Below are 25,544 nucleotides of genomic sequence, written 5' to 3' on the forward strand. Positions count from 1 at the left end.
AAGCAATATCGCTATCATCCCGATTTCCGCGCCGCGCAGGAAGCGGCGAAATACGACCGCTGCGGCGCGTTCGGCGAAGCCCTCCCCCGGCTGCGCGCGCGGGTCGAGAAGGATCTGAAGCGGCCCGGCCTCGGCAAGGACAAGGCCTGCGCGGCGGTGGTGCGGCTGCTCGACCTGTCCAAGGTCCGCATCGGCAACGAGGCCTATGCGCACGATAACAAGAGCTTCGGCGCGACGACGCTGCGCAAGCGCCACGTCGACGTGAAGGGGCGGACGCTGAAGCTCGAATTCCGCGCCAAGTCCGGCAAGGTCTGCCGGCTGCGGCTGAGCGACGCTTCGCTGCTCCGCTTCGTCAAACGCATGCAGGATCTGCGCGGGCAGCAGCTGTTCCGCTGGATCGGCGAGGACGGCGAGGCCAATCCGGTCACCTCGACCGACGTCAACGCCTATATCCGGGACGCGATGGACGCCGATTTCACCGCCAAGCATTTCCGGACCTGGGGCGCCTCCGTCGTCGCGTTCCGCGAGCTGTTCGACGCAAGGGGCGATATCAGCCTGAAGCAGATGCTGGCGGCCGTCTCCGACGAGCTCGGCAACACGCCGGCGATCGCGCGCAAATCCTATGTGCACCCGGCGCTGATCGAGCTCGCCAAATCGGGCGCGCATTGGGACGCGGAGATGAAGCTGCCGCGGTCGACCCGCTATCTCGACCGTTACGAGCGCGGTCTGATTGCATTTCTGGACCAGCTCGACGAGGCTGGCGCGGGCGCGCGCGCCGCCTGAGCAAGGAGACAGACCGATCGCTATCCAACGTCCCACCGGCGCCTTCGACGCGGCCCGCCGGCAGCTGAACCAGCTTTCCAGCGATACCACGCAGTGGCTGCACGAGCATTTTCTGCAGATCCTGATCGGCGTCGCCGCGGCCGCGCTGATCGTCGTCGTGCTGCAGGCGGTGCGCAGCCTGGGCGCCAGATTGTGCCGGCGCGACCGCTCCGGCAACGGTTGGGCGACGATCTTCGGCCGCGCGCTCGACCGGACCGGCAGCATCTTCATCCTCGCGCTCGCCGCCAAGCTGGTCGACGGCTATGCCCAGCCGCCCGAGCTGTTCAAGCAGACGATCGACTTCATCTTCGTGATCGCCAGCGTGATCCAGGTCGCGATCTGGGTGCGGGAGATCATCCTGGGCTTCATCGAGCACCGCACGGTCGCCGGCGAGCACGAGGCGCTGGGCAGCGCGATCGGCATCATCCGCCTGTTGGTGACGATCGCCCTGTTCGCGATCGCGGCGATCGTCATCCTCGACAATCTGGGGGTCAACGTGACCGGCCTGGTCGCGGGTCTCGGCATCGGCGGCATCGCCATCGGCCTCGCCGCGCAGGGCATTTTCGCCGACCTGTTTGCGGCGCTTTCGATCCTGTTCGACCGGCCGTTCCGCCGCGGCGATTCGATCGCCTACGACCAGACCGGCGCGACGGTGGAGGCGATCGGCCTCAAATCCACTCGCCTGCGGGCGGCGACCGGCGAGCAGCGGATCATCTCCAACAAGAACCTGCTCGACAAGGAAATCCGCAACAACACGCGGCTCGACTATCGGCGCGGCAAATTCGCGCTGGGCGTCGTCTATCAGTTCGACCCCGGCCGCGCCGCCGCCCTGATCACCATGCTCCGCGAGATCGTCGAGGGCGAGGGCCAGCATTTCGTACGCGCGGGATTCGTCAATTTCGGCGCCAGCACGCTCGACTTCGAAGTCGAATTCGACGTGATGAGCGCCGACTATGAAGTCTTCTACGCGGCCCGCCACGCGATCGGCATGGCGATCCTGAAGCGCTTCAACGAAGAGAAGATCGACCTCGCCTATCCGACCCAGACGACCTTCACCGCCGCGCCCGACGGGCGGCTGATCATGCCGTATCCGGAGGTGCAGAAAGTCGCCGGCGTGCCAGGCGCCGAACCCATCCCCCTCGCGCCGCCCGAATCCTGAAAGGGCTTCAGAACCCGGGACCGCCTCCTGCGGGTTGGGGAGAGAGAGGAGGCGGATGCCGGCCGGGGAGGACCGGCACGACGCGAGGAAGCTCTCAGGCCGCGAGCGGCTGCGGCGCGCCCGCCGCCAGCATCCGCGACCAATTCTCGACGGTCACGAAATCCAGATATTCGCGCTGCATCTCGGGCGTCAGCACCTCGATCATCTGACAGCCGTCGATCCAGATCTCGATCAGGCCGAATTTGCCGCCGCGCCGGCAGTATTTGGCGCTCCAGCCCTCGCGCGCCGCGATCTCGAGAACCTGTTCGAGCGGCAGCTCGGTCGACATCGCGAAATGGATGCCGCTGTGGCGGCGCTGCTCGCCGATCGTGCCGACCGCGTCGGCGGCGGTTTCGGTCAGCGTGGTGCCGCGCGGATAGATTTCGATCATCGTGCCGTTGTCGGCGCCCGAAAAGGCCATCCACGAGCCGACGCCGACCGGCGGGAACGGCAGCGCAGTGCCGCCCCAGATTTCCGCGAGCACTTCGGCCACGCGCTGGGGATCATCGGCTTCGATCGACAAATGGAACAGCATGAACGTCTCCGTTTGAACTCCTGCGGCCCGCACTAGGCAGGCCGTCGGAGGCGCGCTGTGACAGAAGCCACATGCGAGGAAACGGAACGTTCGACGAAGCCGCAGCTTCGGGAGGCAAGGCGACCAAAGCCGCCGAAGCTGCGACGAATCAGTGCGGCAGCGCGCTGGTGTCCACCTTGTCCACCCATTGCGGGTAGAAAGCCGGCGAGCGGCTCGACCAGCCGGGCGCGGTCGCCGCGGCTTCGCTGATCGACTGCAGCAGCTTGCGGCGCTTTTCCGGATGCAGGTGCGGGAGGGCGGCGGCCGCGCAGAAAGAGCTCGGCAGCCACGGCCGCACGCCGGGGCCGATCAGCCGCTCGTAGAGAAAGCGATAGGCCGAAAAGCTGGCCAGCCGGTCCTGGCCGAGGTCGAAGGCGCTGAGCGTCACCAGCGGCGTCATGAACGGCTCGATCGCGTCGAGCCCGCTGTCGTCGGGCACCAGCGCGCGGATCTCGTCCAGCCGCTCGTACATCTTCGTCTGCGCCTTGATGCTGGCCGCCTCGACCATGTCGCGCGACCAGATCTTGATCGCGTCCTCGCGCTCCAGCCCGATATCGAGCGAGCGGCGGATGTAGCGCTGCGTCCCCGCGGGAAAGCTCGCAAACTCCTTCATTTCCACCAGGGCCATCGCGCCAGCGGCGGGTCCGACCTTGCTCGCCATCACTTCGTACTCCGACCTTTTGCCGTTAACCTTATGCGCCCACGGTGCTTTCCGGCCCGTTAACCGCACGCGGTCCCCGCGAAAGATCGAATCAGAAAGGGTGTTGCAAAGCAACATAGGTTGCGACGAACGCCGCCGCCGCCGCATCAAAGCCGTGGATAACCGGCGTTACTGGCTGTTGGCGCGCTCCGCCTCGGCTTCGGCTTCCTCGTCATAGCCCGACGAAGGCGCCGGGTCCTGGCTGCCGGGAGCAGCGGCCGCGGGCGGATCGGACGCGTCCATCGATTCGTCCGAGCCGGCATCGACCTTGGCATCGGCGTCGAACGGGTCGCGCTTCAGCCTTTTCTCGATCGAGGGATCGCGGCCGGCATCCTGGCGCGGGTCGCGCGGCGTATCTTGAGTTCCGGTGTCGGCCATGGGATCACTCCACGTCATGTCTTCTGACGCACCCGTAACGAACGAGCCCGACGTCGGTTTCCTGCTGCCGTTCGATGAACCCGCCCTGCGGTTCGACCGGGGGCGCGAGACCCGGTCGCCTTCCAGCCTGTGGAGCGTTAGGACGGGCAAAATGATGGAAGACACCGGCGATCGCCGTCGCAGCCGCGTCGCGCTCGAGGTCGCCACCTATTCGATCCTCGGCTTCTGGCTGTTCTACGTGATCATCGCGACGACCCAGTCGCTGATCGTGGGATGGGACAACCAGTTCGAGCTGGTCCAGCGCCGCGTCGGAGTGACCGTCGCGGGCATCGCGATCACGTTCCTGCTGTATGCGATCCTGCGCCGCGTCGACGAGCGCTCCTTCGGCGAGCGGATCGCGGTCGCATTCATCGCCGCGATCCCCTGCGCGATCGGCATCGGCCTGGCGAATTATTATTTCTTCAACGCCTACAAGCCGGAAGTCATCTACCGCGATCCCGAGATGCTGCGCGAGATGATCCGGCATCCCTATCTCGCGAAGAACGTCGCCGAAGTCGCCGTCTCCCGCTACTTCTTCCTGATCGCCTGGGCCGCGCTGTACCTCGCCATTTCCTACGCCAGCGAAACGCGCGAGGCGGAACGGCGCGCCGCCGCATTCCAGCAGACCGCGAAAGAGGCGGAGATCCGGGCGCTGCGCTACCAGGTCAACCCTCACTTCCTGTTCAACACGCTGAACTCGCTGTCGTCGCTGGTCATGACCGGCCGCAACGGCGAGGCCGAAGCGATGATCATGAACCTGTCGACCTTCTACCGCACGAGCCTGTCGGGCGATCCGATGGACGACGTGCCGCTGTCGGAGGAAGTGCGGCTGCAGCGTCTCTATCTGGCGATCGAGGCGGTGCGCTTCCCCGACCGGCTGAACACCGACATCGACATCCCCGAGGAGCTGATGCAGCTCTGCGTGCCCGGGCTGATCCTGCAGCCGCTGGTCGAGAACGCGATCAAATACGGCGTCTCCAAGGCCAACCGCGCGGTCACCATCGCCATCTCCGCGCGCAGCGAGCGCGGCAAATTGGTGCTGACCGTGTCCGACGACGGCAAGGGACCGGGCGAAGCGGCCGAGCACGGCACCGGCGTCGGGCTTGCGAATGTTCGCGATCGGCTCCAAGCACGCTTCGGGAGCAAGGCGGGGCTGGTGACTCACGTGCCGAAAGGCGGAGGCTTCGTCGTGACCCTGGCGATGCCTGAGGTGAGGGATGGTTGCTGAGTCGAGTAACAAGCCGGTTCGTACCCTGATTGTCGACGACGAGCCGCTGGCGATCGAGCGCTTGCAGGTGCTGTGCGCGCGAGAGCCGCTGGTCGACCTTGTCGGCACCGCATCCGACGGCCATTCGGCGCTGCGGCTGGCCGAAGCGCTGGAGCCGGAAGCGCTGTTGCTCGACATTTCGATGCCGGAGCTGGACGGCATGGGCGTTGCCCGCGCGCTCGGACAGGCGAAGCACCGGCCGGCGGTCGTGTTCGTGACCGCGTTCGACAGCTTCGCGGTCGAGGCGTTCAACGTCGCCGCGGTCGATTACCTGCTGAAGCCCGTGTCGCCCGAGCGGCTGACGCGCGCGCTGGAGCGCGTGATCGAGCGCCGCGGCAGCGCCGATTCGGTCGCGCCGTCGCACACCTATGTCACAGAATTCTGGGTGCCGCATCGATCCGAGCTGATCCGGATCGCGGCCGAGGACATCGAACGGATCGACGCCGAGCGCGACTATATGCGGCTCCATATCGGCCAGCGCAGCTATCTGCTGCACCAGACGATCAGCGCGCTGGAGGCGCGGCTCGACCCTGAGAAATTCATCCGCCTGCACCGCTCCACGATCGTCCGCCGCGACCGCATCAAGGGCCTGAAGCACGATGGCGGCGGCGTCTGGTCCGCGGACCTCGGCCATGGCGACGAAGTACGGATCGGGCGGACCTATCTCGACCACGCCAAGGCAATGGCGGGACGCTAAATCCTCCCCTGCCTTTGCAGGGGAGGGGGACCGCTCGCCGAAGGCGAGTGGTGGAGGGGCCCGGAGCAACGGAGGGTCTTTACTTCGCGCTGCACGCTCAGCCCCTCCACCACGCGCTGGCGCGCGGTCCCCCTCCCCTCGGCCTCGCCGAGGGGAGGAACAAGAAAACCCCGGCCCTTTCGGGCCGGGGCTCCGTTGCGGTCCGGGTCAATGGGGAAGCACCGGACCGGGGGAAACGATTGCTCAGTTTGCGGCGACGCGGATTTCGCCCTGGGCGCTGGCGAACACCTCGACCAGGCCGCGGCTGGCATTCGCGATCGCCCGCTCTTCGCAAGCGGCAACGCTGCGGCGCGAGCTGTACGACAGTCCGTCGGCCGGACCGCAGACAGTGCCGGCGGCAAACGCGATCCGCTTGTCGAGCGTGGCGCGGCCGGCGTCGGACTTCAGGTCCAGATCGCTGTAGCGCACCAGCACCGAGCGCGGCGCGTTCAGTTCGGCCTGGGCCGGACTGACCGCGAACGTGACGAGGCCGGCAGTGACGGAGGCCAACAGGGCCTTGGCAACATGACGGGTAAACATGGCGTGTCCTTCCTTCGAGTGCGTCGGGGCGGCTCCGAAGGGGGCGGAGCCATTTGGCGGCGGGCCGGTTGGGGCCGGGGAGCTCGACCGCCCCGCCGCGCACTCTTGGGTTACGCCGGTGCCCCTGCCCATGCAGCTTCGCTTCGACCGGCAAGGACCTGGGTTCTGCGAAGGACTCCGCGAACCGACGAATGGAGAACGGGCCTCGACGAACGTCGGGCCGGACGGATCAGCGCGGACCGGCGGACCGGCGGGCGAAGTAGAGAATCGCGCTGATTCCGATCGCTGCGAACAGGCCGATGATCTCGTTCGGCTGGCCCAGCGCGATCAGTGCCACCATGCTGAGCACCCCGACCGTCGCGGCCACTTTGAGCCCCGGCACGCGAAAGGCAGGGCCCAGCAGTTGCACATTCTCGCGCCGCAGCTTCACCGCTGCCAGGCACGCGCCGATATAGATGGGCGCGGTCGCGAGGGCGGAAAGCAGCACCAGCCAGTCGAACTCGCCGATCAGCGCCAGGGCAGTGCCGATCGCGGCATGGGCCAGAATCGCGACGGTCGGCACCTGCGTGCGCTCGCTGACGCGGCCGAGCGCTGCCGGCAGGAAGCCGTCGCGCGCGAAGGCGAACAGTATGCGCGGCGCGCCGAGCACGTCGCTGCCGAGCCAGGCCCCGCGCGAGATCGCAGCACCCAGCGCGATCAGCAGCACCAGACCGGGGTGCACGACGCCCAGCGCCTCGGCGAGCGGCTCCTTCGATCCTGCCAGCTGCGGCCCGAGCAGCCCTTGCGCCACCACCTGGATCGCGATGTAGAGCAGCAGCACGCCGCCCATCGCCAGCATCAGCGCGCGCGGCACCGTGCGTTCGGGCCGCGACACTTCGCCGCTCGCGCTCAGCATGGTTTCCATGCCCGAAAAGGTGAAGATCGACAGGATGATCGCGGCGCCGAACGATCCCGGATCGATGCTGCCGGTCGGCTTAAGATTGGCCGGATCGACCCAGAAGGCGCCCACGATAATGAACAGCAGCAGCGGCACCAGCTTCACCACCGTTGCAATGCCGGCGAAGCGCGCGCCCTCGCGCGCGCCGCGCAGGTTGATGCCGGTCACCAACGCCATCACCGCGACGATCAGCACCACGCGCTGCACGCCGGGCGATCCGACCGGATAAAGCGCGACGATCGCATCGGCGAAGGCGGCGGCGATCCCGCCCGCGGCGAGGACGCAGCTGAGCCACAGCATCATGCCGGCGATGAAGCCCGGCGCGGGGCCGAACGCGGCCTCGACATAGGCATAGGTGCCGCCGCTCGACGGCACGCGGCTGCCGGCTTCCGCGCAGCACAGCACGATCGCCCCCATCGCGATCCCGCAGGCGAGCAGCGCGAAAGGCGCCCATGCGCCGACCGACCCGGCGAGCGCCGCCGGCGCCGCGAAGATGCCGCCGCCGACGACCACGTTGATGATCGTCGCGGCGAAGCTCCAGACGCCGATCTCGCGGACCAGCCCCGCGTCGCGGTGGACCGCTTCTGCCTTGATCTGCGTCGCCAAGCCGTACCCCCTCTCGTTTTCACCAGCTTTCAGGCTTTTGCGCGCGATGGCAAGCGGGCACGAAAAAGGGCGCGGCCGGGTTGCGGCCACGCCCTCATGTTATCCGGATCAATGGTGTTCGGTAACGGTCGTGGTGGTCTTCACCTTCGGCGTCGTCTTGACCGTCCGCGTCGTGGTCGTGCGGCGCTTGCGCACCGGCGCCTTGCGGACCGTGCCGGAGCCGGAGGTGACCGTGGTGCCGGCAGTCTCGGTCGAGGTCGTCACCGTGGTCTGCGCCGGCGGCCGCGCGGCAGCGGCAGCAGCCTGGGCGCGCGCGGCGTCGGCGGCAGCCGCGGCCTGCTGCGCGGCATCCACGGCCGCATCGGCACGGGCGTTCGCAGCTGCGGCCTGATCGCGGGCGGCGTCGATCGCCGCCTGGGTCTGGACCTGGGTGGCGGCATCGGCGGCCTGCTCGGCCTTTTGCGATTCCGCCATCGCGCGGTCGGCCAGCTCGGATGCCTTCAGCGCCGCGTTGATCGCCTGCCGCTCGTGGCCGCGGCCAAGCTGCTCGCGCGCTTCGCGCAGGGAAGCCTGCGCCTCGGTCGACAAGGTCGTCGACTGGCCGGCGACGCCGGCCTGCAGCGCCGCGCTGATCTTCGCATCGGCTTCGGCGATCGATTGCCGCGCCCGGTCCTTTTCACCAGCGAGGGCCGGCGTGGCTGCCGCAATCAGCAACCCCGAAAGGGCAATCCCCCGCGCCAGATTCTGAATGCGTCGCATTACTCTACTCCCGACTTGTTAAAGCCGGGCCGCAGAACGTGCAGGCGCAAGCGGCGGTTCCTGATTCGGGTCAGCCAGCGCGGCTGTCGGCCGGCGCCGCGACACGATCGGCGAGCGTGTAATCGCGTGAAACCGCCGCGATTCGAATGCGGTAGTCGCGGAACACACCGGCGCGGCCGCGCGCCTGGGCAGCGCGGTGTTCGGGCATGGTGCGCCACGCCGCGATCGCCGCCTCGTCCTCCCAGAACGACAGCGACAGCAATTTCTCCGGGTCGGCCAGGCTGCGGAACCGTTCGACCGAAATAAAGCCCGGCACGCCGTCCAGCAGCGGCCGGAGCTGTGCGGCAAGGTCCAGATATTCGGCGCAATGGTCCGGATCGGTCCAGCCTTCGAAGATCACCGCGATCATGCGCATGGGCCCGCGACCGGGCGCAGGAACAGCCGATCCTCGCGCCGGATGAACTGCTCCGCCCTGGCGAAGGCGAAATTCTCGGCCGCCGCGGGATGGTTCCGCAGCCGCTCGCGATAGGCTTCGTAGGCGGCGAGGTCGTCGATCGTGTAGACGCCATAGCCCACCGTGGCCGACCCCTCGTGCGGCGCGAAATAGCCGATCAGGTCCGCGCCGCATTCGGGAATCAGACGGTCCCAGGCGCGGGCGTAATGCTCGAACTCCCTGGGCTTGTACGGGTCGAGCTCGTAGCGGATGAAACAGGCGATCATGGGCTTTCCTCCTCGCCCGGTGCCTAGCCGTCCACGCGCGGCGATGTTTCGCCCGCGCCCGAAGCGTCCGCGCCGCGGCCATGCTAGGCCGGCGCGATGACTACGGTCGCACGACTGGCCGAAACGGCGTCGCTGATCGGCGACCCGGCACGCGCGGCGATGCTGTACGCGCTGATGGACGGCCGCGCCTTTACCGCGGGCGAGCTCGCCCAGGCCGCGGGCGTGACTCCGCAGACCGCGAGCGGGCATCTCGCCCAGCTCGCCGCCGCCGGAATGCTGGCGGTCGAGGCGCAGGGACGGCACCGTTATTTCCGCATCGCCTCAGGCGAAATCGGCGCGATCCTGGAGGGCCTGATGGTGGTGACCGCCGACCGGCTCGATCGCCTGCCCCGGCCCGGCCCGCGCGATCCGGCGCTGCGCAAGGCGCGCATCTGCTACGACCATCTGGCGGGCGAGCTCGGCGTGGCATTGTTTGCGGCATTAGCCGAGGCAGGCCATCTCAGCGTCTCCGCCGAGGGCGCCGTGCTGACCGGCAGCGGCACGGCGCTGCTCGGCTCGCTTGGAATCGCGGTGCCGGAAAGCCGCCGTCCCGTCTGCCGTCCTTGCCTCGACTGGAGCGAACGCCGCCACCACCTCGCCGGACAGGCCGGCGCCGCGATCTGCGCGGCGGCCCTCGCCCGCGGCTGGGTCCGGCGAAGGGAAGGCACGCGCGCGCTGGAGGTGACGCCTACTGGTGCCCGCGCCTTCGCCGACAGCTTCGGCGTGCGGCTGCCTTAGCTGCACCGCCCCTTGCCCGGCCCCCAGACCGCGCGGCCCGGGGTGGCGCCGGTGTGTTCGCCGTCTTTCAGCACCTGGACGCCATTGACGAACACGTCGCGCATGCCGGTCGCGTAGACCTGCGACTGATCGTAGGTTGCATGGTCGGCGATCGTGGCGGGATCGAAGACGACGACGTCGGCGAAATAGCCGGGCTTCAGCGATCCGCGGTCCCTGATCCCAAGGTTCGACGCCGGAAAGCTGGTCAGCCGCCGCACCGCGTCCTGCAGGGTCGTCGTCTGCTCGTCGCGCACATATTTGCCGAGCAGTCGCGCGAAATTGCCATAGGCGCGCGGGTGGGTGGCCGATTTCAGGAACACGCCCTCGGGCGCCTGGCTTTCCGCGTCCGACCCGAACGCGACCCAGGGGATTGCCGTCTGCCGAGCGACGTTCTTCTCGTCCATCAGGAAATAGGCGGTTCCGACGCGGCTGCCGTCTTCGATCACCAGGTCGATCGCGGTCTCCTCCGGGCTCTTGCCGCGCATTTTCGCGACTTCGGCCAGCGTCTTGCCGGTCAAGGGCTTCAGCGCCGGGTTCTTGAAGGCGAGCAGCAGCACCTTGTCGTCGTCGCCGGTCTGAAGCCGCAGATTCTCCCAGCCTTTGCCCGCCTGCTTCATTTCCGCGATCACCCGCGCGCGGATCGCCGGGTCTTTCAGCCGCGCGATCCACGCCTCCAGCCCGCCGTCCTGCACCCAGAGCGGCATTGCGGCATCGAGCCCGGTCGCGCCGGCGGTGTAGGTGTACATGTCGGCGGTGATCCGCGTCCCCGCCTTTCGCGCCGCCTCCACTCGTTCGATAACAGCCGGCAGCTTGCCCCAGTTGGCCGCGCCCGCTTCCTTCAGGTGATAGATTTCGGCCGGACCGCCCGATTTTTGCGCGATCTCGATCAGCTCGTCGATCGCGCCCAGCAGGTCGTCGCTCTCGTTGCGGATATGGCTGATATACATGCCGCCGCACTTTGCGCTTTCGGTCGCAAGCGCGATCAGCTCGGGCGTCTCGGCATAATTGGCGGGCGCGTAGATCAGCGACGATCCGACGCCCAGCGCGCCTTCGTTCATCGCCTGCCGCACCAGCGCGCGCATCCGGTCGAGCTGTTCGGGCGTCGGATCGACATCCTTTTCGCCGAGCTCGTGGATGCGCACCGTGGTCGCGCCGACGAAGCTCGCGACATTGGGCGAGACGCCGCGGTTCTGCAGGAACGTCAGATATTCGCCCAGCGTCGTCCAGCTGACCGGATATTCGATATCGCCCTGCCGCTTCTCGTAATCGGCCTTCATCCGAGGCGTGAACGGCCCCATCGACCAGCCCTCGCCGAACACCTCGAGCGTGACGCCCTGCCGAATCTCGCCCTGGCTGCGCCCATCCTGCACCAGCGAGTCGGTCGACCAGCTCAGCATGTTGATGAAGCCGGGCGCGACCGCGAGCCCCTTCGCGTCCACTTCCCGCACGCCGCTGCCGTCGACCTTGCCGACCGCGACGATCCGGTCGCCTTTCACCGCGACGTCCCCGACATAGGGCGCCGCGCCCGACCCGTCGTAGATAATGCCGCCGCGGATCACGAGATCATAGGCGCGATCGGGTGCCGCGCTTGTCAGCAGCGCGGCGGCAAGGACTGCGAAAAATGGCTTCATCTGTCTGCGCCCCCTCCCGGCATTCCCGCGCAGCGGGAATCCACCTTGTTCTTCCGTTCCGGGCAGACAAGAGAGGAGAAGGTGGACCCCGGGTCAAGCCCAGGGTGACGGAGTAGCATGACCAAGACAGCGGACTTCCTGATCATCGGCGGCGGCATTGCCGGGCTGTCGGCGGGCGCGCGGCTGGCGCGGCATGGCAAGGTCGTGCTGCTCGAAGCGGAGGATGCGGTCGGCTATCACAGCTCCGGGCGCAGCGTGACCTTTTCGCATTTCGGGATCGGCGGCGGCACGGTGCGGGCGCTGACGGCGTACAGCCGCGCCTTCTTCCAGGATCCTCCGGATGGTTTCGACACGCTCGCGGCGGTCCGGCCTGCGCTGTTCATTGCCGACCAGGCGATGCTCTCTGCGCTCGACGAACTGGAACGGATCACTCGTGCCCACGCCGAGGCGGTCGAGCGGCTCGATGAAGCCGGCGCGGCACATTATTGCCCTGCGCTCCGCTGGGCACCGGACGCGGTCGTCGCCGCGTTCGTGCACCGCGAAGGGCTGAAGCTGGATCCGCACGCGCTGCTGCAGGGGTTCGCGCGCGCGATCCGCGCGTCAGGCGGCGAGGTCGTCAACGGCGCGCGAGTCGTCTCCATCGGCCCGAGGTGGCGCGTGCGGACCGCGAGTGGCGACACCTATGAAGCGCCGATTCTCGTCAACGCCGCCGGTGCCTGGGCCGATCGCGTTGCCGAAATGGCCGGCGTTCGCCCGCTGGGCCTGACGCCGCTCCGCCGCACGATCATCGTCTTCGACCCGCCGGCGGAGATGGATGTGCATGAGTGGCCGTTCGTAAAGACTGCTGTCGATTACATGTACATGATGCCAGATTCCGGGCGCCTGCTCGCCTCGCCGGTCGACGAGAACCCCGACGATCCGTGCGACGCGCAGCCCGACGAGCTCGACATGGCCGTCGCCGCGCACCGGGTAAGCGAGTTCACGACGATGGAAGTCCGGCGCATCACGCACCGCTGGGCGGGCCTACGTACCTTTGCGGCGGACCGCGTGCCGGTCGCCGGCTATGCACCGGACGCGGAGGGGTTCTTCTGGCTCGCGGGACAGGGCGGCTACGGCCTGCAGACCGCGCCGGCAATGGCCGAAATTGCCGAGGCGCTGGTGCTCGGCGCGCCTTGGCCGGAGACGATCACTGCCACCGGCGTCACGCCGGAGCAGATCAGGCCGGAACGGCTGCCGCCATTCTCGACAATGTAACCACGCTCCCCTATCGCCTCGGCAACTTCAGGGAGTGACGATTTCAATGACGGCTAGCCACAATCTCGATCGCGTGCTGGTGTTGGAGATGGTCCGCGTGACCGAAGCCGCCGCGATCGCCGCCTCGAAGCTGATCGGACGCGGTAACGAGAAGGAAGCCGATGCCGCCGCCGTGGAGGCGATGCGCGCGGCGCTGAACACGCTCGACATCGAAGGGACCGTCGTGATCGGCGAAGGCGAACGCGATGAAGCGCCGATGCTCTATATCGGCGAGAAGGTCGGCTCCGGCACCGGCCCGGCGATCGACATCGCGCTCGATCCGCTGGAGGGCACGACGATCACCGCCAAGGCCGGCCCGAATGCGCTGGCGGTTCTCGCCATTGCCGAGAAGGGCTGCCTGCTGAACGCGCCCGACGTCTATATGGAAAAGATCGCCGTCGGCCCCGGCTATCCGGACGGCGTGATCGATCTGGACAAGAGCCCGGCCGACAACGTTCGTGCGATCGCGGCGGCGAAGGGCGTCCAGCCGAACGAGATCATCGCCTGCGTGCTCGACCGTCCGCGCCACGAAAAGCTAATCGCGGAGCTGCGCGAAGTCGGCTGCGGCATCATGCTGATCCCGGACGGCGACGTGGCGGGCGTGATCGCGACCACCAATCCCGACACGACGATCGACGTTTATATGGGATCGGGCGGCGCGCCGGAGGGCGTGCTGGCGGCGGCGGCGCTGCGCTGCGTCGGCGGCCAGTTCAAGGGGCGGCTGCTGTTCCGCAACGACGACGAACGCGCCCGCGCCCGGAAGTGGGGCATCGAGGACCTGAACAAGGTCTACGACCTGACCGAACTTGCGCAGGGCGACTGTATCTTCGCGGCGACCGGCGTCACCGACGGCTCGTTGCTGGAGGGCGTCAAGCGCCGCAAGGGCGGCATGATGACCACCGAAAGCGTCGTCATGCGCGCCAGCACCGGCACCGTCCGCTGGGTCAAGGCGGAGCACCACAAGGCGGGGTAGCATGCTCCCCTTCGAGGGGAGGTGGCAGTCCGAAGGACTGACGGAGGGGTGTCAGCGCTTCAGAATCAATCTCGGACGGTGACACCCCTCCACCACTCGCTTCGCGAGCGGTCCCCCTCCCCTTGCAGGGGAGGATTTTCGGATTCGCGCGTTCCCGCTTCATGAACGCCCTCGCGCCCATGGAAGCGAAGCTGGTTTCGGAACTGCCCGCCGGGTCCGGCTGGCAGTTCGAGCCCAAATGGGACGGCTTCCGCTGCATCGCGGTGCGGGACGGCGGTGAGGTCCAGCTGCTCTCCAAGTCTGGTAAGCCGCTCGGGCGCTATTTTCCCGAGGTGGTCGCGATGTTGGCCGCGCTGAACGCCGATCGCTTCATCCTGGACGGCGAGCTGATCATTCCGGTCGGCGATTGCCTGTCGTTCGAGGCGCTGCAGTTGCGGCTGCATCCGGCGGAGAGCCGGGTGCGCAAGCTCTCCGCCGAGACGCCGGCGCAATATATGCTATTCGACCTGCTGGCGCTGGATGGCGAGATGCTGGCGGCGGAAACCTTGTCCGAGCGGCGCAAAAAGCTCGAGCGGTTTCACGCCAAGCACAGCTCGGCGTCGCTGCTGCTGTCGCCGGCCACGACCGACCGCGCGCAGGCGGAGGCGTGGCTCGCCAGTACGGGCGGCGCGCTGGACGGGGTCGTCGCGAAGCGGTTGGACGAGCAATATCAGCCCGGCGAGCGGGCGATGCTGAAGGTGAAGCAGATCCGCTCGGCCGACTGCGTGGTCGGCGGATTCCGCTATGCGTCGGGCAAGCAGGAAGTCGGATCGCTGCTGCTCGGGCTGTTCGACGAGGACGGGAAGCTGGACCATGTCGGCTTCTGCCCCCCTCCCGGCGACAAGGCCGCGCTGACGAAACAGCTGGAAGCGATGGTCGCACCGCCCGGCTTCACCGGCGACGCGCCCGGCGGGCCGAGCCGCTGGTCGACCGAGCGCTCCGGCGAATGGCAGCCGCTCCGGTGGGACCTGGTCGCCGAAGTGAAGTACGATCAGGTGACGGGCCAACGCTTCCGCCACGCCACCCGCTTCCTTCGCTGGCGCCCGGACAAGGCGCCGGAGCAATGCCGGATGGACCAGCTCGCGCGCGAGCTGCGGCCGGCGGAGCTGGCCTCCGTTGTTGCTGCTTGAACCGGGCAGTGCAGCCACTATGATAAAATCATATTGGAGGATGAAATGCCCGCTCCCGCTGAAAAGCCCGTGACCGTGACCCTTGGCAAGATGGGAGGCCTCGCGCGGCGGCTGGTCGAGGAAGGCCGGTACGCATCGGTCAGCGAAGTGATGCGCGCGGGGCTACGCGCGCTGGAACGCGAGGAAGCAGCCCTCGACGAACTGATCAAGGAGAAAGTCGCCGAAGCGCTTGCTGACCCGCGACCCCCGATCCCGATGGAAGAGGCTTTTGCAAGAGCTCATGCGAAGCTCGCCGAAAGGACAGACATCGTTTGAAGGTCATTTTTTCGGAGGACGCCAGCAACGATCTGAGCGAACTGGGCATCTGGATTGGAGAGCGGGGCGGCCGCGCCGTAGCCGAAGCCTATCTGGCGCGCATCCATTCCGCCTGTATGAAATTGGGCCACTTCCCACGCCGCGGGACGCCGCGCGACCACCTTGAGCCTGGCCTCCGCTCAACCACGTTCGAGCGCCGCGTCGTCATCGTCTATCGGATTGAGGCGGATCACGTTCTGGTCCTCCGCCTGATCCGCACCGCGCGCGATATCGCTGCCCAATTCGGCCGCGCATAGCGGCCGATCAGCCGAGCGCTTTCTTCAGCAACTCGTTGACCACCTGAGGGTTGGCCTTGCCGCCCATTGCTTTCATCGTCTGGCCGACGAAGAAGCCGAACAGGGCCTGTTTGCCGCCCTTGTACTGCTCGACCTTGTCGGCATTGGCGGCGAGCACCTTGGCGATCTCGGCCTCGATCGCGCCGGTGTCGCTGGTCTGCTTCAGGCCCCGCGCCTCGACGATCGCAGCCGGGTCCTCGCGGGTTTCCAGCATGATCTCGAAGACCTGTTTGGCCAGCGTGCCGGACAGGGTGCCATCGGCCACCAGCGCCAGCAGCTCGGCCGCCTGTTCGGGGCTGACCGGGCTGTCGTCGACCGAAACGCCGAGGCGATTGAGCGCCCCGAACAGGTCGGAAATGACCCAGTTGGACGCAGCCTTTGCCGTGACCTTGTCGCCTCCGGCAGCGAGCAGCGCCTCGAACCACCGCGCCGTCTCGACCTCCGCGGTCAGCACCGCAGCGTTGTAAGCGCTGATGCCGAGCTCAGCCTCGTAGCGGCGGCGCTTGGCGTCCGGCAGCTCGGGCAGGCTGGCGCGGCATTCGGCGATGAAGGCGTCGTCCAGCTCCAACGGCAACAGGTCGGGGTCCGGGAAATAGCGGTAATCGTGCGCGTCTTCCTTCGAGCGCATCGACCGCGTCTCGCCCTTGTCCGGATCGAACAGCCGCGTTTCCTGGACGATGCGGCCACCTCTCTCCAGCACGTCGACCTGCCGGTTCGCCTCATATTCGATCGCAGCCATCACGAAGCGGACCGAGTTGACGTTCTTGGTCTCGGTGCGCGTGCCGAATTCGTCGCCGGGCTTCCTCACCGACACGTTGACGTCGGCGCGCATCGAGCCTTCTTCCATATTGCCGTCGCAACTGCCCACATAGCGCAGGATCGAGCGGAGCTTGCGCAGATAGGCACCCGCATCGGCGGGCGAGCGCATGTCGGGCCGCGACACGATCTCCATCAGCGCGACGCCCGAGCGGTTCAGGTCGACATAGGAGCGCGTCGGATGCTGGTCGTGCATCAGCTTGCCGGCATCCTGCTCGACATGGATGCGTTCGATCCCGATCGTCTTTTCCTGGCCCTCCTCCGGCTCGATCGTGACCGCGCCTTCGCCGACGAGCGGGTGGTAGAGCTGCGAAATCTGATAGCCCTGCGGCAGATCGGCGTAGAAATAATTCTTGCGGTCGAACCGCGACCAGCGGTTGATCTCGGCATCGAGCGCCATGCCGGTGCGCACCGCCTGGCGGATGCATTCGCGGTTCGGCACCGGCAGCATGCCGGGCATTGCGGCATCGATCAGCGACACCTGCGCATTGGGCTCCGCCCCGAACGCGGTTGCGGCGCCGGAAAACAGCTTGGCCTTCGACGCAGTGATCTGGGCATGGACCTCGAGGCCGATCACGACCTCCCATTCGCCGGTCGCGCCCTGGATGCGGTATCCCGCTGAAGCGGTTGCAGTGCTCATGGTCCGCCTCTTGCGCGAGCGGACCCGATCAAGCAAGTCCGCGAAACAGCGCGAGGGGGAGCATCCGAATGGCGGCAGATTCACGGACAGGCGAGCTGCGGGATTTCCTTCTCCGGCACGCTGTGGCGATCCTGCTTGTCCTCGGCCTGCTGATCCGGTGCCTCTGGGGCTGGAAGCACGGCTTCGACTATGCGGTCGGCGAGGCGGCGAACGTCGCCATCTCGATCGCGCGCGACGGGACCTTCGCGGACACATTCGCGCGCGGCAGTGGCCTCAGCGCGCATTTCACGCCGTCGATGACGCTGGTCGCAGGCGGCGTCTATACACTGTTCGGCGTCCGGACCGGCGCCGCGGAGCTGGTGTTGGCAGCACTGAGCATCGGCCTCAGCCTCGCATCCGGCTATCTCTGGTACCGCGTCGTGCGTGAGGTCGGCGCGCCGCGCTGGGCCGCCCTGGTCGCGCTGGCGATGTTTTGCCTGCTGCCGATGAATTTCGGCCTGGAAGTGGTCGCGTTCCGTGCCTGGGAGGGCGCGCTTGCCGCGGCGAGCGCCGCCCTGTGCCTGCTGATCGCGCTCAGGCTGGACCGCGCCGCTGCGCCGACATGGAAAGGCTTTACCGGCCTTGCGATCGCCTGCGCGCTGACCTTTTTCGTCAACCAGGCGATCGGTCTCGCCGTCTATGGCGCGATGGGGTTGTTGCTGCTTCGGCGGTTCCCGGTGCGGCGTTGGCTGGCCGCGATCGGCATCGCCGCGCTCTGCCTGATCGCGGTGCTGACACCCTGGACCGTCCGCAACGCAGTCGTGTTCGACCGCTTCATCCCGCTGCGCAGCAATCTGGGGCTGGAGCTGTCGCTGGCGAACAGTCCCGCCGCGACCACCGGACAGGACGAGCATGCGCGCTTCCTAAATCGGCTGCGCACGATCCACCCGCTGGAAAGCGAAGCCGCCTTCCAGACGATGATGCGCGCCGGCGGCGAAATCGCCTATGCCGATGCGCTCGGGAAGCAGGCCAAGGCGTGGATCGCCGGGAATCCGGGCCAGTTCGCGGCGCTGAGCCTGCACCATCTGCGCGAATTCTATTTCCCGCCCGCCTGGCAGTGGAACATCTACACCGAAGGCGCGCAGGCGGTCGGACTCAGGCAGGCGCTGGTCTGGGGGCTAAGCATCCTCGGCCTGCTCGGCGCGCTGCTGCTGCCGAAAATCTATGGCAGCCGCGCGCTCTATCTCGCGATATTCGTGCTGGCGCCGGCGCTGCCGTACGTGATCGTGCAGCCGATCCTGCGCTATCGCTACCTGATCTTCGCGCCGATGATGTTCTGCGCGACGATCCTGCTGGTGTGGATCCTGGCCCGGATGCTCAGCCGGGCCCGCGCGCGGCCGGCGGGCTGAGCCTTCAGGCCCCGACCGCGATGCGATCGGTCGCGGTGCGGCGTTCCAGCAGCGTGCGCAGCACCGCCGCGCGCCGTTCGGCGACCACCGGATATTCGAAGTCCTTCGCCGATTCGGCCGCCGCCTGCTTCAGCCGCGCGAGCAGGGCCGGGTCCTCGGCCAGACGGCGGATCGCCTGCGTCAGCGCATCGACGTCGCCGGGCGGCACGACCAGCCCGTTCACGTCAGGCTCGATCATGCGCGCCTGTCCCATCGGCGTGGTCAGGATCGCGGCGCCGCATCCGGCCGCCTCGTACACGACTTGCGGCGCGCCTTCCTCCAGCGACGGAAACACGAACACGTCGGCCGATTTGTAGAAGCCGCCGATGTTCATCGAGAACGGCATGTGCACCACGCGGGCCGGCAGCTTCGCCTTGAATTCGTCGCTGTACGACGGCTCGACATTGCCGATGATCAGCAGCTCGGCGTCGGGCAGCGCGGCGCGGCGCCAGGCCTCGAGCAGCTCCGGCACGCCCTTGCGCACGCCGACCGAGCCCACGAACAGGAAACGCAGCCGGCCTTCCGCCTTTTCGGCGGGTTCGCTGGCGGCGAACCGCGCCGGGTTCCAGCCGAAACTGCTGTGGATCACGCGCGCATCGGGAATGCCGATCATTGCCAGCGAGCGATCGACCTCCGCGCTCGGCGAGAAGATATAGTCGTACTGGTGCAGCTCTTCGGTTTCCGCCTGGACCAGCCGATCGGTCACGCCATGCGTGGGCGCGAGGGCGTGGTTGCGATAGGCTTGGTCGAGGATGTCCTTCGACAATGCGCAGGCGGAGTTGATCATAGTCCGCACGATCGTGAAGCCGAGGCGCCGTGCCTCGCCGATGATCGGCGACGGCCAGCCGGGCCACACGTCGACAACGGTGTTGGCGGGGTCGAGCTGGCGCAGCCGGCGGATGAACTGACGGTCGAGCCGCCGGAAGCCGATGCCGCTCACCGCGCTCCACGGCACGCGATTGAGGAAGCGCGGCAGCGCCTCGCTCACCGCCAGCCCCGGCGGCAGCGGCGCCCGCGCGCGGACCAGCATCAGCTCGGTCGCGAAGCCGGCGCTCCGGTTCCGGGCGATCATCTGGACGCAGGTTTCCGGCGGCCCGCGACGGACATAGGAATTGGGCTGGTAAACCAGCGCGAGCTTGTCCGGCACGCTCAGCAACTCAGCCACCTCGTTCTACCCGTCACGTCGAGGAACCCCTCAGCCGGATGCTGCCGCTAGCCCGGACGGGCCGTGCGAGCAACCGTCACGCGATAACCGCTGCAAGGTTAAAGATGCTTAACCGTGTTGGGCCTAAAGCGATCCACGCCCCGGTTTACCACGACCGGCGCCGCGCGACCGTTGCCGGACAGGCCGGGCCGTGCGAAGAGCCGCCTGCACAGGAAGGATCGATACGCGCCCATGAACATGGCGGAAAAACTGACGGCCTCGGCCTCCCAAACGCGACCGAGCGTCGCGGTCCTGCTGCCCTGCTATAACGAAGCGGCCGCGATCGCGCAGACGATCGAGAGCTTCCGGCGCGCGCTGCCCGACGCGGCGATCTATGTGTACGACAATAATTCGAAGGACGACACGATCCGGATCGCCCGCGAAGCCGGCGCGATCGTCCGCAGCGAACGCACCCAGGGCAAGGGCAATGTCGTCCGCCGCATGTTCGCCGACGTGGAAGCCGACGTCTATGTGCTGTCGGACGGCGACGCGACCTATGACGCGAATGCCGCGCCCAAGATGATCGAGCGGCTGGTGGCGGAGCAGCTCGACATGGTTGTCGGCACGCGCGAGAGCGATGAGCAGGAGGCCTATCGGCGCGGCCACCGCTTCGGCAACCGCATGCTGACCGGCTGCGTCACCTGGATTTTCGGCCGGACCTTCAGCGATATCCTGTCCGGCTACCGCGTCTTTTCGCACCGCTTCGTGAAATCCTTCCCGGCGCTGACCGAGGGTTTCGAGATCGAGACCGAAATCAGCGTCCATGCCCTTGAGCTGAAGATGCCGGTCGCCGAGGTCGCGACGGCCTATGCGGCGCGGCCGGAAGGGTCCGAATCGAAGCTGTCGACCTATCGCGACGGCTTCCGCATCCTCCGGCTGATCCTGAACCTCTACCGTCTCGAAAAGCCGGTCGCGTTCTTCGGACTGATCAGCGCAGCACTGACGGTGCTGGCGATCGGCCTGTCGATCGACCTGCTGTTCACCTATCTCGAAACCCACCTGGTCCCGCGCATCCCGACGGCGATCCTGTGCACCGGGCTGGTGCTGCTCGCGATCGTCAGCCTGTCGTGCGGGCTGATCCTGGATACGGTGACGCGCGGCCGGCGCGAGGTGAAAAGGCTGGCCTATCTCGCGCTGCGGCCGCCGGTTTCCTGATCCTCCCCTGCATTTGCAGGGGAGAGGGACCGCCGGCGAAGCCGGTGGTGGAGGGGCTGAGCGCAAAGCGCGAAGTGAAGACCCTCCGCTCCGCTCCGGGCCCCTCCACCGCGCTTCGCGCGGCCCCCCTCCCCGAGCAAGCTCGGGGAGGATTTTAGATCACCACCATTTCCCCGGCCGGGCGGCAAACCCCGCCCGTTGCTCCAGCGCGAGGCCGGCGTTCAGCACGCCCTGTTCGTCGAAGGCCTTGCCGATCACCTGCAGCCCGAGCGGCAGGCCGGCGCCGTCGAGGCCGGCCGGAACCGACATCGCGGGCAGCCCCGCGAGCGACGACGGCACCGTGAAGACGTCGTTCAGATACATGGCGATCGGGTCGGCCGACTTCTCGCCCAGCGCGAACGCCGCGGACGGGGCGGTCGGGGTCAGCAGCAGATCGCACTGTTCCCAGGCATCGTCGAAGTCGCGCGCGATCAGCGCCCGCACCTTCTGCGCCTGGTTGTAATAAGCGTCGTAGAAGCCCGCCGACAGCACATAGGTGCCGATCAGGATACGGCGCTTCACTTCCTGGCCGAAGCCGGCCGCGCGCGTGGCGGCGTACATGTCCTGCAGCCCGGCGCCCTCGGGCAGCTCGCGCAGGCCGTAGCGTACGCCGTCATAGCGGGCGAGGTTCGACGAGGCCTCGGCCGGCGCGATGATGTAATAGGCGGGCAGCGCGTATCTGGTGTGCGGCAGCGAAACCTCGACGACCTCGGCGCCTGCGTCCTTCACCCATTCGATGCCCTGCTGCCAGAGCGCGTCGATCTCGGCGGGCATGTTGTCGACGCGGTATTCCATGGGGATGCCGATCCGCTTGCCCTTCAGGTCCGCCGACAGGCCCGCTTCCCAGCCCGGAACGGGCAGGTCGAGCGAGGTGGCGTCCTTCGGATCGAAGCCGCTCATCGCCTCCAGCATGATCGCGCAGTCGCGGACGGTGCGCGCCATCGGCCCGGCCTGATCGAGCGACGAGGCGAAAGCGACCACGCCCCAGCGCGAGCAGCGGCCATAGGTCGGCTTGATCCCGCAGATGCCGGTGAAAGCGGCGGGCTGGCGGATCGAGCCGCCGGTATCGGTGCCGGTCGCCGCCGGCGCGATCCGCGCCGCCACCACGGCCGAGCTGCCGCCCGACGAGCCGCCGGGCGCGAGCGGCGCATTGCCGCCATCGCTCCGCCGCCAGGGGGAGATCACGTTGCCGAACGCGCTGGTCTCGTTCGACGAACCCATCGCGAACTGGTCCATGTTGAGCTTGCCGAGCATGCCGGCGCCCGCGTCCCAAAGCTTCTGGGTGATCGTCGATTCGTAGACCGGCTTGAACCCGCCGAGGATGTGGCTGGCCGCCGTCGTCTGCACGCCCTTGGTGCAGAACAGGTCCTTGATGCCGAGCGGCACGCCGGCAAGCGGCTTCGGCGTCTCGCCCGCCGCGCGTGCCTTGTCGGCGGCATCGGCGGCCGCAAGCGCGTGCTCCGGCGTCTCGACGATGAACGCGTTCAGAACCTTGGCCGCGGCGACGGCTCCATTGAAGGCCTCCGCCGCCTCGCGCGCGGAGAAATCGCCGGCGCGGAAGCCGTCGCGCAGCTCGGCGACGGTCAGGTCAGTGAGACCAGTCATGCTCGTGCTCCTGGGAAAGCAGGAGCCCAGAAGTACCGGGCGAGCCGCTTGCGGCCTTGGATCCCCGCTTCCGCGGGGACGATCGAACGATGTGCTGCGCGCATCATTCGATCACCTTCGGCACCGCGAAGAAGCCGTGTTCGGCCTGCGGAGCGTTCGCGAGCACCTGGTCGCGGATTTCGCCTTCGGTCACGACGTCGTCGCGCAGGCGCAGATGGTTGGCGATCACCGCCGTCATCGGCTCGACCGACGAGGTATCGACCTCCTGCAGTTGCTCGATCCAGCCGAGGATGTTGTTGAGCTCGGGCACCAGCGCCTCGGCCTCGCCATCGCTGATCGCGATGCGAGCGAGGCCGGCGACTTTTCTTACGGTTGCAGTGTCGACGGACATGGCGGCGCGGCTAGCATCGGGGAAGCGGGGCGGCAAGGCGACACGTCATGCCCGGCCTTTCGACAAGCTCAGGACAGGCTTGACCCGGCATCCACCTTCTTCCTTACACGTTAGCGGCCCGTAAGAAGGTGGACCCCGGCTCAAGGCCGGGGTGACGAGAGAGAGCCCTTGGACCGCAAATTCCTCTATGTGATCGCCGCGCTGATCGTGCTCGTGCTGGGTGCGGGGATCGCCTACCAGCTGTTCGGGACCGACCTGTTCCGGCGGGTGTTCGTGCCGAGCGTCGCGTTCAGGGCCGAGCCCGCGCAGGCAAAGGGTGCCTATGCCGACCCGGCAATGTGGTATTCGCGGCCGGGCAAGGGCCCGAACGACCCGGCCCTGTGGACGCCCGCGGGCTACAAGCCCAATCCGAATCCGCCGGCGGCGCTGTTCTTCATCCACCCGACCAGCTTCCTCGACCGCGGCAGCTGGAACATGGCGCTGGACAATGCGGAGGGGAACCAGCGTGCGCGGCTGTTCATCCGCGGCCAGGCGAGCGCGTGGAACGACGTCGCGGCGGTGTGGGCGCCCAAATACCGGCAGGCGACGTTCGGCGCGTTCCTGACCAACAAGGCAGACGCGCAGAAGGCGCTCGACCTCGCCTATCGCGACGTGCTCGCCGCGTTCGACGCGTTCATCGCCGAGGTGCCGGAGGGCACGCCGATCTTCCTTGCCGGGCACAGCCAGGGGGCGCTGCATCTGGAGCGGCTGCTGCGCGAGCGGATTGCCGGCACGCCATTCGCGAAGCGGGTGGTCGCTGCCTATGTCGTCGGCTGGCCGATTTCTCTCGGAACCGACCTGCCCGCACTCGGCCTGCCCGCCTGCACCAGCGCCGACCAGTCCGGCTGCATCCTGTCCTGGATGAGCTTTGCCGAGCCGGCGGACCCGGACCTCATCACCGACACCTATGACGCGAGCACCGGCTTCGACGGCCGGCCGCGGGACGGCACGCCGTTCCTGTGCGTGAACCCGATCACCGGCACTAAGGACGGCGCCGCGCCGGCATCGGCTAATTTGGGCACGCTCTATCCTTCGGAGGATTTTTCCACAGCGGAGATCAAGGCGGGCCAGGTGCCCGCGCGCTGTGCCGGGCGCGGCATCCTGCTGATCGGCGCACCGCCCAAACTTGGGCCCTATGTGCTGCCCGGCAACAATTATCACGTGTTCGACATCAGCCTGTTCTGGGCAAACGTCCGCGCCGACGCGGCAAGAAGATTGGTGGGCTATGAGAAACGCTGATCGTGCTCCGGCGAAGGCCGGAGCGTTGCGGCCAAGGCTCCGGCCTTCGCCGGAGCACAAAAGGGCATGATCACAGCCTCGAAACAGGACTTCCGCGCCGCCTTGCCCGACGGCGGACGGCTGCTGGGGCTGGACGTCGGCACGAAGACGATCGGCACCGCACTGTGCGACGCCGGCTGGTCGATCGCGAGCCCCGCCGAGCTGATCCGGCGCGCCAAATTCGGCGCGGACAAAGCGGCGCTGGAGAAGCTGATCGCGGCCCAGGCGGTGCGCGGCCTCGTCATCGGCCTGCCGCTGAACCTCGACGGCAGCGATTCGCCGCGCACCCAGTCGGTCCGTGCCTTCGCCCGCAATATGGGCCCCACGGGCCTGCCGATCCTGCTGTGGGACGAGCGCTGGTCGACCCAGGCGGTCACCCGCACCCTGCTCGACGCCGACGCCAGCCGGGCGCGCCGCGCCGAGCTGGTCGACAAGATGGCTGCCGCCTACATCCTGCAGGGCGCGATCGACGCGCTTACCTCACCTCTCCCATAGGGAGAGGGTCAAGACTGCAAAACCGCCATCCCGCGCTGCACGGCCGGCCTTTCTCCCACGCGGTCCAGCCAGCTCTGCACCGCCGGCGCGTGTTCCAGCGCGCCTGCCAGCGGAACCTTCAGCATCGTCGTCGCGGCGATCATCCAGGGATAGCAGGCGATGTCGGCGATCGAATAATCCCCGGCCAGATAGTCGGCGTCGGCCAGCCGGCCGTTCATCACCCGAATCAGCCGGCCGCATTCGTCCTTGAAGCGGTCGATGGCGAGCGGGAGCTGTTCGGGCGCGCGGTTCGCGAAATAGCCGAGCTGCCCCAGCATCGGCCCCAGCCCCCCGACCTGCCAATAGAGCCATTCGAGCGCCTTGAAGCGCGCATGGCCCGAAGGCGCGAGGAAACGCCCGCTCCTTTCGGCGAGATAGGTCAGGATCGCGCCGCTTTCGAAGATCGACAGCGGTCCGCCTTCCGACTCGTCGTCGACGATTGCGGGAATCTTGTTGTTCGGGCTCACCTTCAGGAAATCGGGCGCGAATTGTTCGTCCTTGCCGATGTCGATGCCCTTCACCCGATAATCCCAGCCCAGCTCCTCCAGCATGATCGCCGGCTTGCGGCCGTTGGGCGTCTTCCAGGTGTAGAGCGTGATCATCGCGTC

At 67.6% G+C, this 25,544-nt stretch carries 28 protein-coding genes; 14 read left to right on the plus strand and 14 right to left on the minus strand.

Translation table 11 applies throughout. The features are described from left to right. Both VFT73_RS13115 and VFT73_RS13120 read left to right on the plus strand, forming a co-directional pair. A partial coding sequence (locus tag VFT73_RS13115; protein WP_326411853.1) for a DNA topoisomerase IB occupies window positions 1-783 on the plus strand: 783 nt, incomplete at its 5' end. Window positions 784-799: 16 nt separating this feature from the next. Then, on the plus strand, window positions 800-1,981 hold the full coding sequence (locus tag VFT73_RS13120; RefSeq protein WP_414712827.1) for a mechanosensitive ion channel family protein: 1,182 nt from the start codon (window positions 800-802) through the stop codon (window positions 1,979-1,981). Window positions 1,982-2,075: 94 nt separating this feature from the next. Here the strand turns inward: VFT73_RS13120 and VFT73_RS13125 are convergent, their stop codons facing one another. The 3 genes from VFT73_RS13125 to VFT73_RS13135 form a co-directional block, all read right to left on the minus strand. Then, window positions 2,076-2,555: a hypothetical protein gene (locus tag VFT73_RS13125; protein ID WP_326411859.1), complete on the minus strand. Its 480-nt coding sequence runs from the start codon at window positions 2,553-2,555 to the stop codon at window positions 2,076-2,078. 148 nt (window positions 2,556-2,703) lie between these two features. Beyond that, on the minus strand, window positions 2,704-3,255 hold the full coding sequence (locus VFT73_RS13130; RefSeq protein WP_326411862.1) for a hypothetical protein: 552 nt from the start codon (window positions 3,253-3,255) through the stop codon (window positions 2,704-2,706). A gap of 168 nt (window positions 3,256-3,423) precedes the next feature. Further along, a complete protein-coding gene (locus VFT73_RS13135; RefSeq protein WP_157026152.1) occupies window positions 3,424-3,672 on the minus strand; it encodes a hypothetical protein in 249 nt (82 codons plus the stop codon). Window positions 3,673-3,823: 151 nt separating this feature from the next. On the opposite strand from VFT73_RS13135, the gene VFT73_RS13140 reads away from it, so the two are divergent. Then, complete coding sequence (locus tag VFT73_RS13140; protein ID WP_326411870.1) at window positions 3,824-4,939, plus strand: sensor histidine kinase; 1,116 nt, start codon at window positions 3,824-3,826, stop codon at window positions 4,937-4,939. Then, window positions 4,929-5,675, plus strand: coding sequence for a LytTR family DNA-binding domain-containing protein (locus VFT73_RS13145; protein WP_326411873.1), 747 nt, complete (start codon window positions 4,929-4,931; stop codon window positions 5,673-5,675). Before VFT73_RS13140 ends, VFT73_RS13145 begins: the two co-directional genes overlap by 11 nt. 243 nt (window positions 5,676-5,918) lie before the next feature. Here VFT73_RS13145 and VFT73_RS13150 read toward each other — a convergent pair whose 3' ends face one another. The 5 genes from VFT73_RS13150 to VFT73_RS13170 form a co-directional block, all read right to left on the minus strand. After that, entirely contained in the window at window positions 5,919-6,254 is a 336-nt protein-coding gene (locus tag VFT73_RS13150; protein WP_326411876.1) for a UrcA family protein, read from the minus strand. Between the two features lie 229 nt (window positions 6,255-6,483). Then, the gene (locus tag VFT73_RS13155) at window positions 6,484-7,797 is read right to left on the minus strand and encodes an APC family permease (RefSeq protein WP_326411879.1); all 1,314 of its coding nucleotides are present in this window, start codon (window positions 7,795-7,797) and stop codon (window positions 6,484-6,486) included. A 108-nt stretch (window positions 7,798-7,905) separates the two neighbouring features. After that, on the minus strand, window positions 7,906-8,556 hold the full coding sequence (locus VFT73_RS13160; protein WP_326411882.1) for a hypothetical protein: 651 nt from the start codon (window positions 8,554-8,556) through the stop codon (window positions 7,906-7,908). Between the two features lie 70 nt (window positions 8,557-8,626). Next, window positions 8,627-8,971: an antibiotic biosynthesis monooxygenase gene (locus VFT73_RS13165; protein WP_326411885.1), complete on the minus strand. Its 345-nt coding sequence runs from the start codon at window positions 8,969-8,971 to the stop codon at window positions 8,627-8,629. Beyond that, complete coding sequence (locus tag VFT73_RS13170) at window positions 8,962-9,276, minus strand: NIPSNAP family protein (protein WP_326411888.1); 315 nt, start codon at window positions 9,274-9,276, stop codon at window positions 8,962-8,964. The genes VFT73_RS13165 and VFT73_RS13170 overlap by 10 nt, the downstream gene beginning before the upstream one ends. Window positions 9,277-9,372: 96 nt before the next feature. Here VFT73_RS13170 and VFT73_RS13175 point away from each other — a divergent pair, with 96 nt between their 5' ends. Further along, window positions 9,373-10,053 (plus strand): winged helix-turn-helix domain-containing protein, encoded by a 681-nt coding sequence (locus VFT73_RS13175; protein WP_326411891.1) that lies wholly within the window; start codon window positions 9,373-9,375, stop codon window positions 10,051-10,053. On the opposite strand, the gene VFT73_RS13180 is transcribed toward VFT73_RS13175, so the two are convergent. Further along, a complete protein-coding gene (locus VFT73_RS13180) occupies window positions 10,050-11,723 on the minus strand; it encodes a D-aminoacylase (protein ID WP_326411895.1) in 1,674 nt (557 codons plus the stop codon). The genes VFT73_RS13175 and VFT73_RS13180 overlap by 4 nt on opposite strands. Before the next feature lie 117 nt (window positions 11,724-11,840). Here VFT73_RS13180 and VFT73_RS13185 point away from each other — a divergent pair, with 117 nt between their 5' ends. The 5 genes from VFT73_RS13185 to VFT73_RS13205 all read left to right on the plus strand — a co-directional run bounded on the left by VFT73_RS13185 (window position 11,841) and on the right by VFT73_RS13205 (window position 15,769). Beyond that, window positions 11,841-12,977: an FAD-binding oxidoreductase gene (locus VFT73_RS13185; RefSeq protein WP_326411898.1), complete on the plus strand. Its 1,137-nt coding sequence runs from the start codon at window positions 11,841-11,843 to the stop codon at window positions 12,975-12,977. 46 nt (window positions 12,978-13,023) lie between these two features. Continuing rightward, entirely contained in the window at window positions 13,024-13,989 is a 966-nt protein-coding gene (gene glpX / locus VFT73_RS13190) for a class II fructose-bisphosphatase (RefSeq protein ID WP_326411901.1), read from the plus strand. 161 nt (window positions 13,990-14,150) lie between these two features. Next, window positions 14,151-15,158 (plus strand): ATP-dependent DNA ligase, encoded by a 1,008-nt coding sequence (locus VFT73_RS13195; RefSeq protein ID WP_326411903.1) that lies wholly within the window; start codon window positions 14,151-14,153, stop codon window positions 15,156-15,158. Between the two features lie 45 nt (window positions 15,159-15,203). Beyond that, a complete protein-coding gene (locus VFT73_RS13200) occupies window positions 15,204-15,473 on the plus strand; it encodes a type II toxin-antitoxin system ParD family antitoxin (RefSeq protein ID WP_326411906.1) in 270 nt (89 codons plus the stop codon). Continuing rightward, on the plus strand, window positions 15,470-15,769 hold the full coding sequence (locus tag VFT73_RS13205) for a type II toxin-antitoxin system RelE/ParE family toxin (RefSeq protein ID WP_326411908.1): 300 nt from the start codon (window positions 15,470-15,472) through the stop codon (window positions 15,767-15,769). Before VFT73_RS13200 ends, VFT73_RS13205 begins: the two co-directional genes overlap by 4 nt. 7 nt (window positions 15,770-15,776) lie before the next feature. On the opposite strand, the gene gatB is transcribed toward VFT73_RS13205, so the two are convergent. Next, window positions 15,777-17,264: an Asp-tRNA(Asn)/Glu-tRNA(Gln) amidotransferase subunit GatB gene (gene gatB, locus VFT73_RS13210; protein ID WP_326411911.1), complete on the minus strand. Its 1,488-nt coding sequence runs from the start codon at window positions 17,262-17,264 to the stop codon at window positions 15,777-15,779. 68 nt (window positions 17,265-17,332) lie between these two features. Between gatB and VFT73_RS13215 the strand changes: the two genes are divergently transcribed. Next, window positions 17,333-18,652: a hypothetical protein gene (locus tag VFT73_RS13215; RefSeq protein WP_326411914.1), complete on the plus strand. Its 1,320-nt coding sequence runs from the start codon at window positions 17,333-17,335 to the stop codon at window positions 18,650-18,652. A 4-nt stretch (window positions 18,653-18,656) separates the two neighbouring features. Here the strand turns inward: VFT73_RS13215 and VFT73_RS13220 are convergent, their stop codons facing one another. Then, the gene (locus VFT73_RS13220) at window positions 18,657-19,856 is read right to left on the minus strand and encodes a glycosyltransferase family 4 protein (protein ID WP_326411917.1); all 1,200 of its coding nucleotides are present in this window, start codon (window positions 19,854-19,856) and stop codon (window positions 18,657-18,659) included. 231 nt (window positions 19,857-20,087) lie between these two features. Between VFT73_RS13220 and VFT73_RS13225 the strand changes: the two genes are divergently transcribed. Next, window positions 20,088-21,050 carry a glycosyltransferase family 2 protein gene (locus tag VFT73_RS13225; protein ID WP_326411920.1) on the plus strand — a complete coding sequence of 321 codons (963 nt, stop codon included), beginning with the start codon at window positions 20,088-20,090 and terminating at the stop codon, window positions 21,048-21,050. A 159-nt stretch (window positions 21,051-21,209) separates the two neighbouring features. Here the strand turns inward: VFT73_RS13225 and gatA are convergent, their stop codons facing one another. Both gatA and gatC read right to left on the minus strand, forming a co-directional pair. Then, on the minus strand, window positions 21,210-22,694 hold the full coding sequence (gene gatA / locus VFT73_RS13230) for an Asp-tRNA(Asn)/Glu-tRNA(Gln) amidotransferase subunit GatA (protein ID WP_326411923.1): 1,485 nt from the start codon (window positions 22,692-22,694) through the stop codon (window positions 21,210-21,212). A gap of 103 nt (window positions 22,695-22,797) precedes the next feature. Continuing rightward, window positions 22,798-23,085, minus strand: coding sequence for an Asp-tRNA(Asn)/Glu-tRNA(Gln) amidotransferase subunit GatC (gene gatC, locus VFT73_RS13235; protein ID WP_326411926.1), 288 nt, complete (start codon window positions 23,083-23,085; stop codon window positions 22,798-22,800). A gap of 168 nt (window positions 23,086-23,253) precedes the next feature. On the opposite strand from gatC, the gene VFT73_RS13240 reads away from it, so the two are divergent. Both VFT73_RS13240 and ruvX read left to right on the plus strand, forming a co-directional pair. After that, on the plus strand, window positions 23,254-24,363 hold the full coding sequence (locus tag VFT73_RS13240; protein ID WP_326411928.1) for a DUF3089 domain-containing protein: 1,110 nt from the start codon (window positions 23,254-23,256) through the stop codon (window positions 24,361-24,363). A gap of 66 nt (window positions 24,364-24,429) precedes the next feature. Then, complete coding sequence (gene ruvX / locus VFT73_RS13245; protein WP_326411931.1) at window positions 24,430-24,897, plus strand: Holliday junction resolvase RuvX; 468 nt, start codon at window positions 24,430-24,432, stop codon at window positions 24,895-24,897. An 8-nt stretch (window positions 24,898-24,905) separates the two neighbouring features. On the opposite strand, the gene VFT73_RS13250 is transcribed toward ruvX, so the two are convergent. Then, on the minus strand, window positions 24,906-25,538 hold the full coding sequence (locus tag VFT73_RS13250; RefSeq protein WP_326411934.1) for a glutathione S-transferase N-terminal domain-containing protein: 633 nt from the start codon (window positions 25,536-25,538) through the stop codon (window positions 24,906-24,908). Between the last annotated feature and the right edge of the window lie 6 nt (window positions 25,539-25,544).

It is taken from the genome of Sphingomonas sp. (genome assembly GCF_035758555.1).
Classification (GTDB): domain Bacteria; phylum Pseudomonadota; class Alphaproteobacteria; order Sphingomonadales; family Sphingomonadaceae; genus Sphingomonas_B.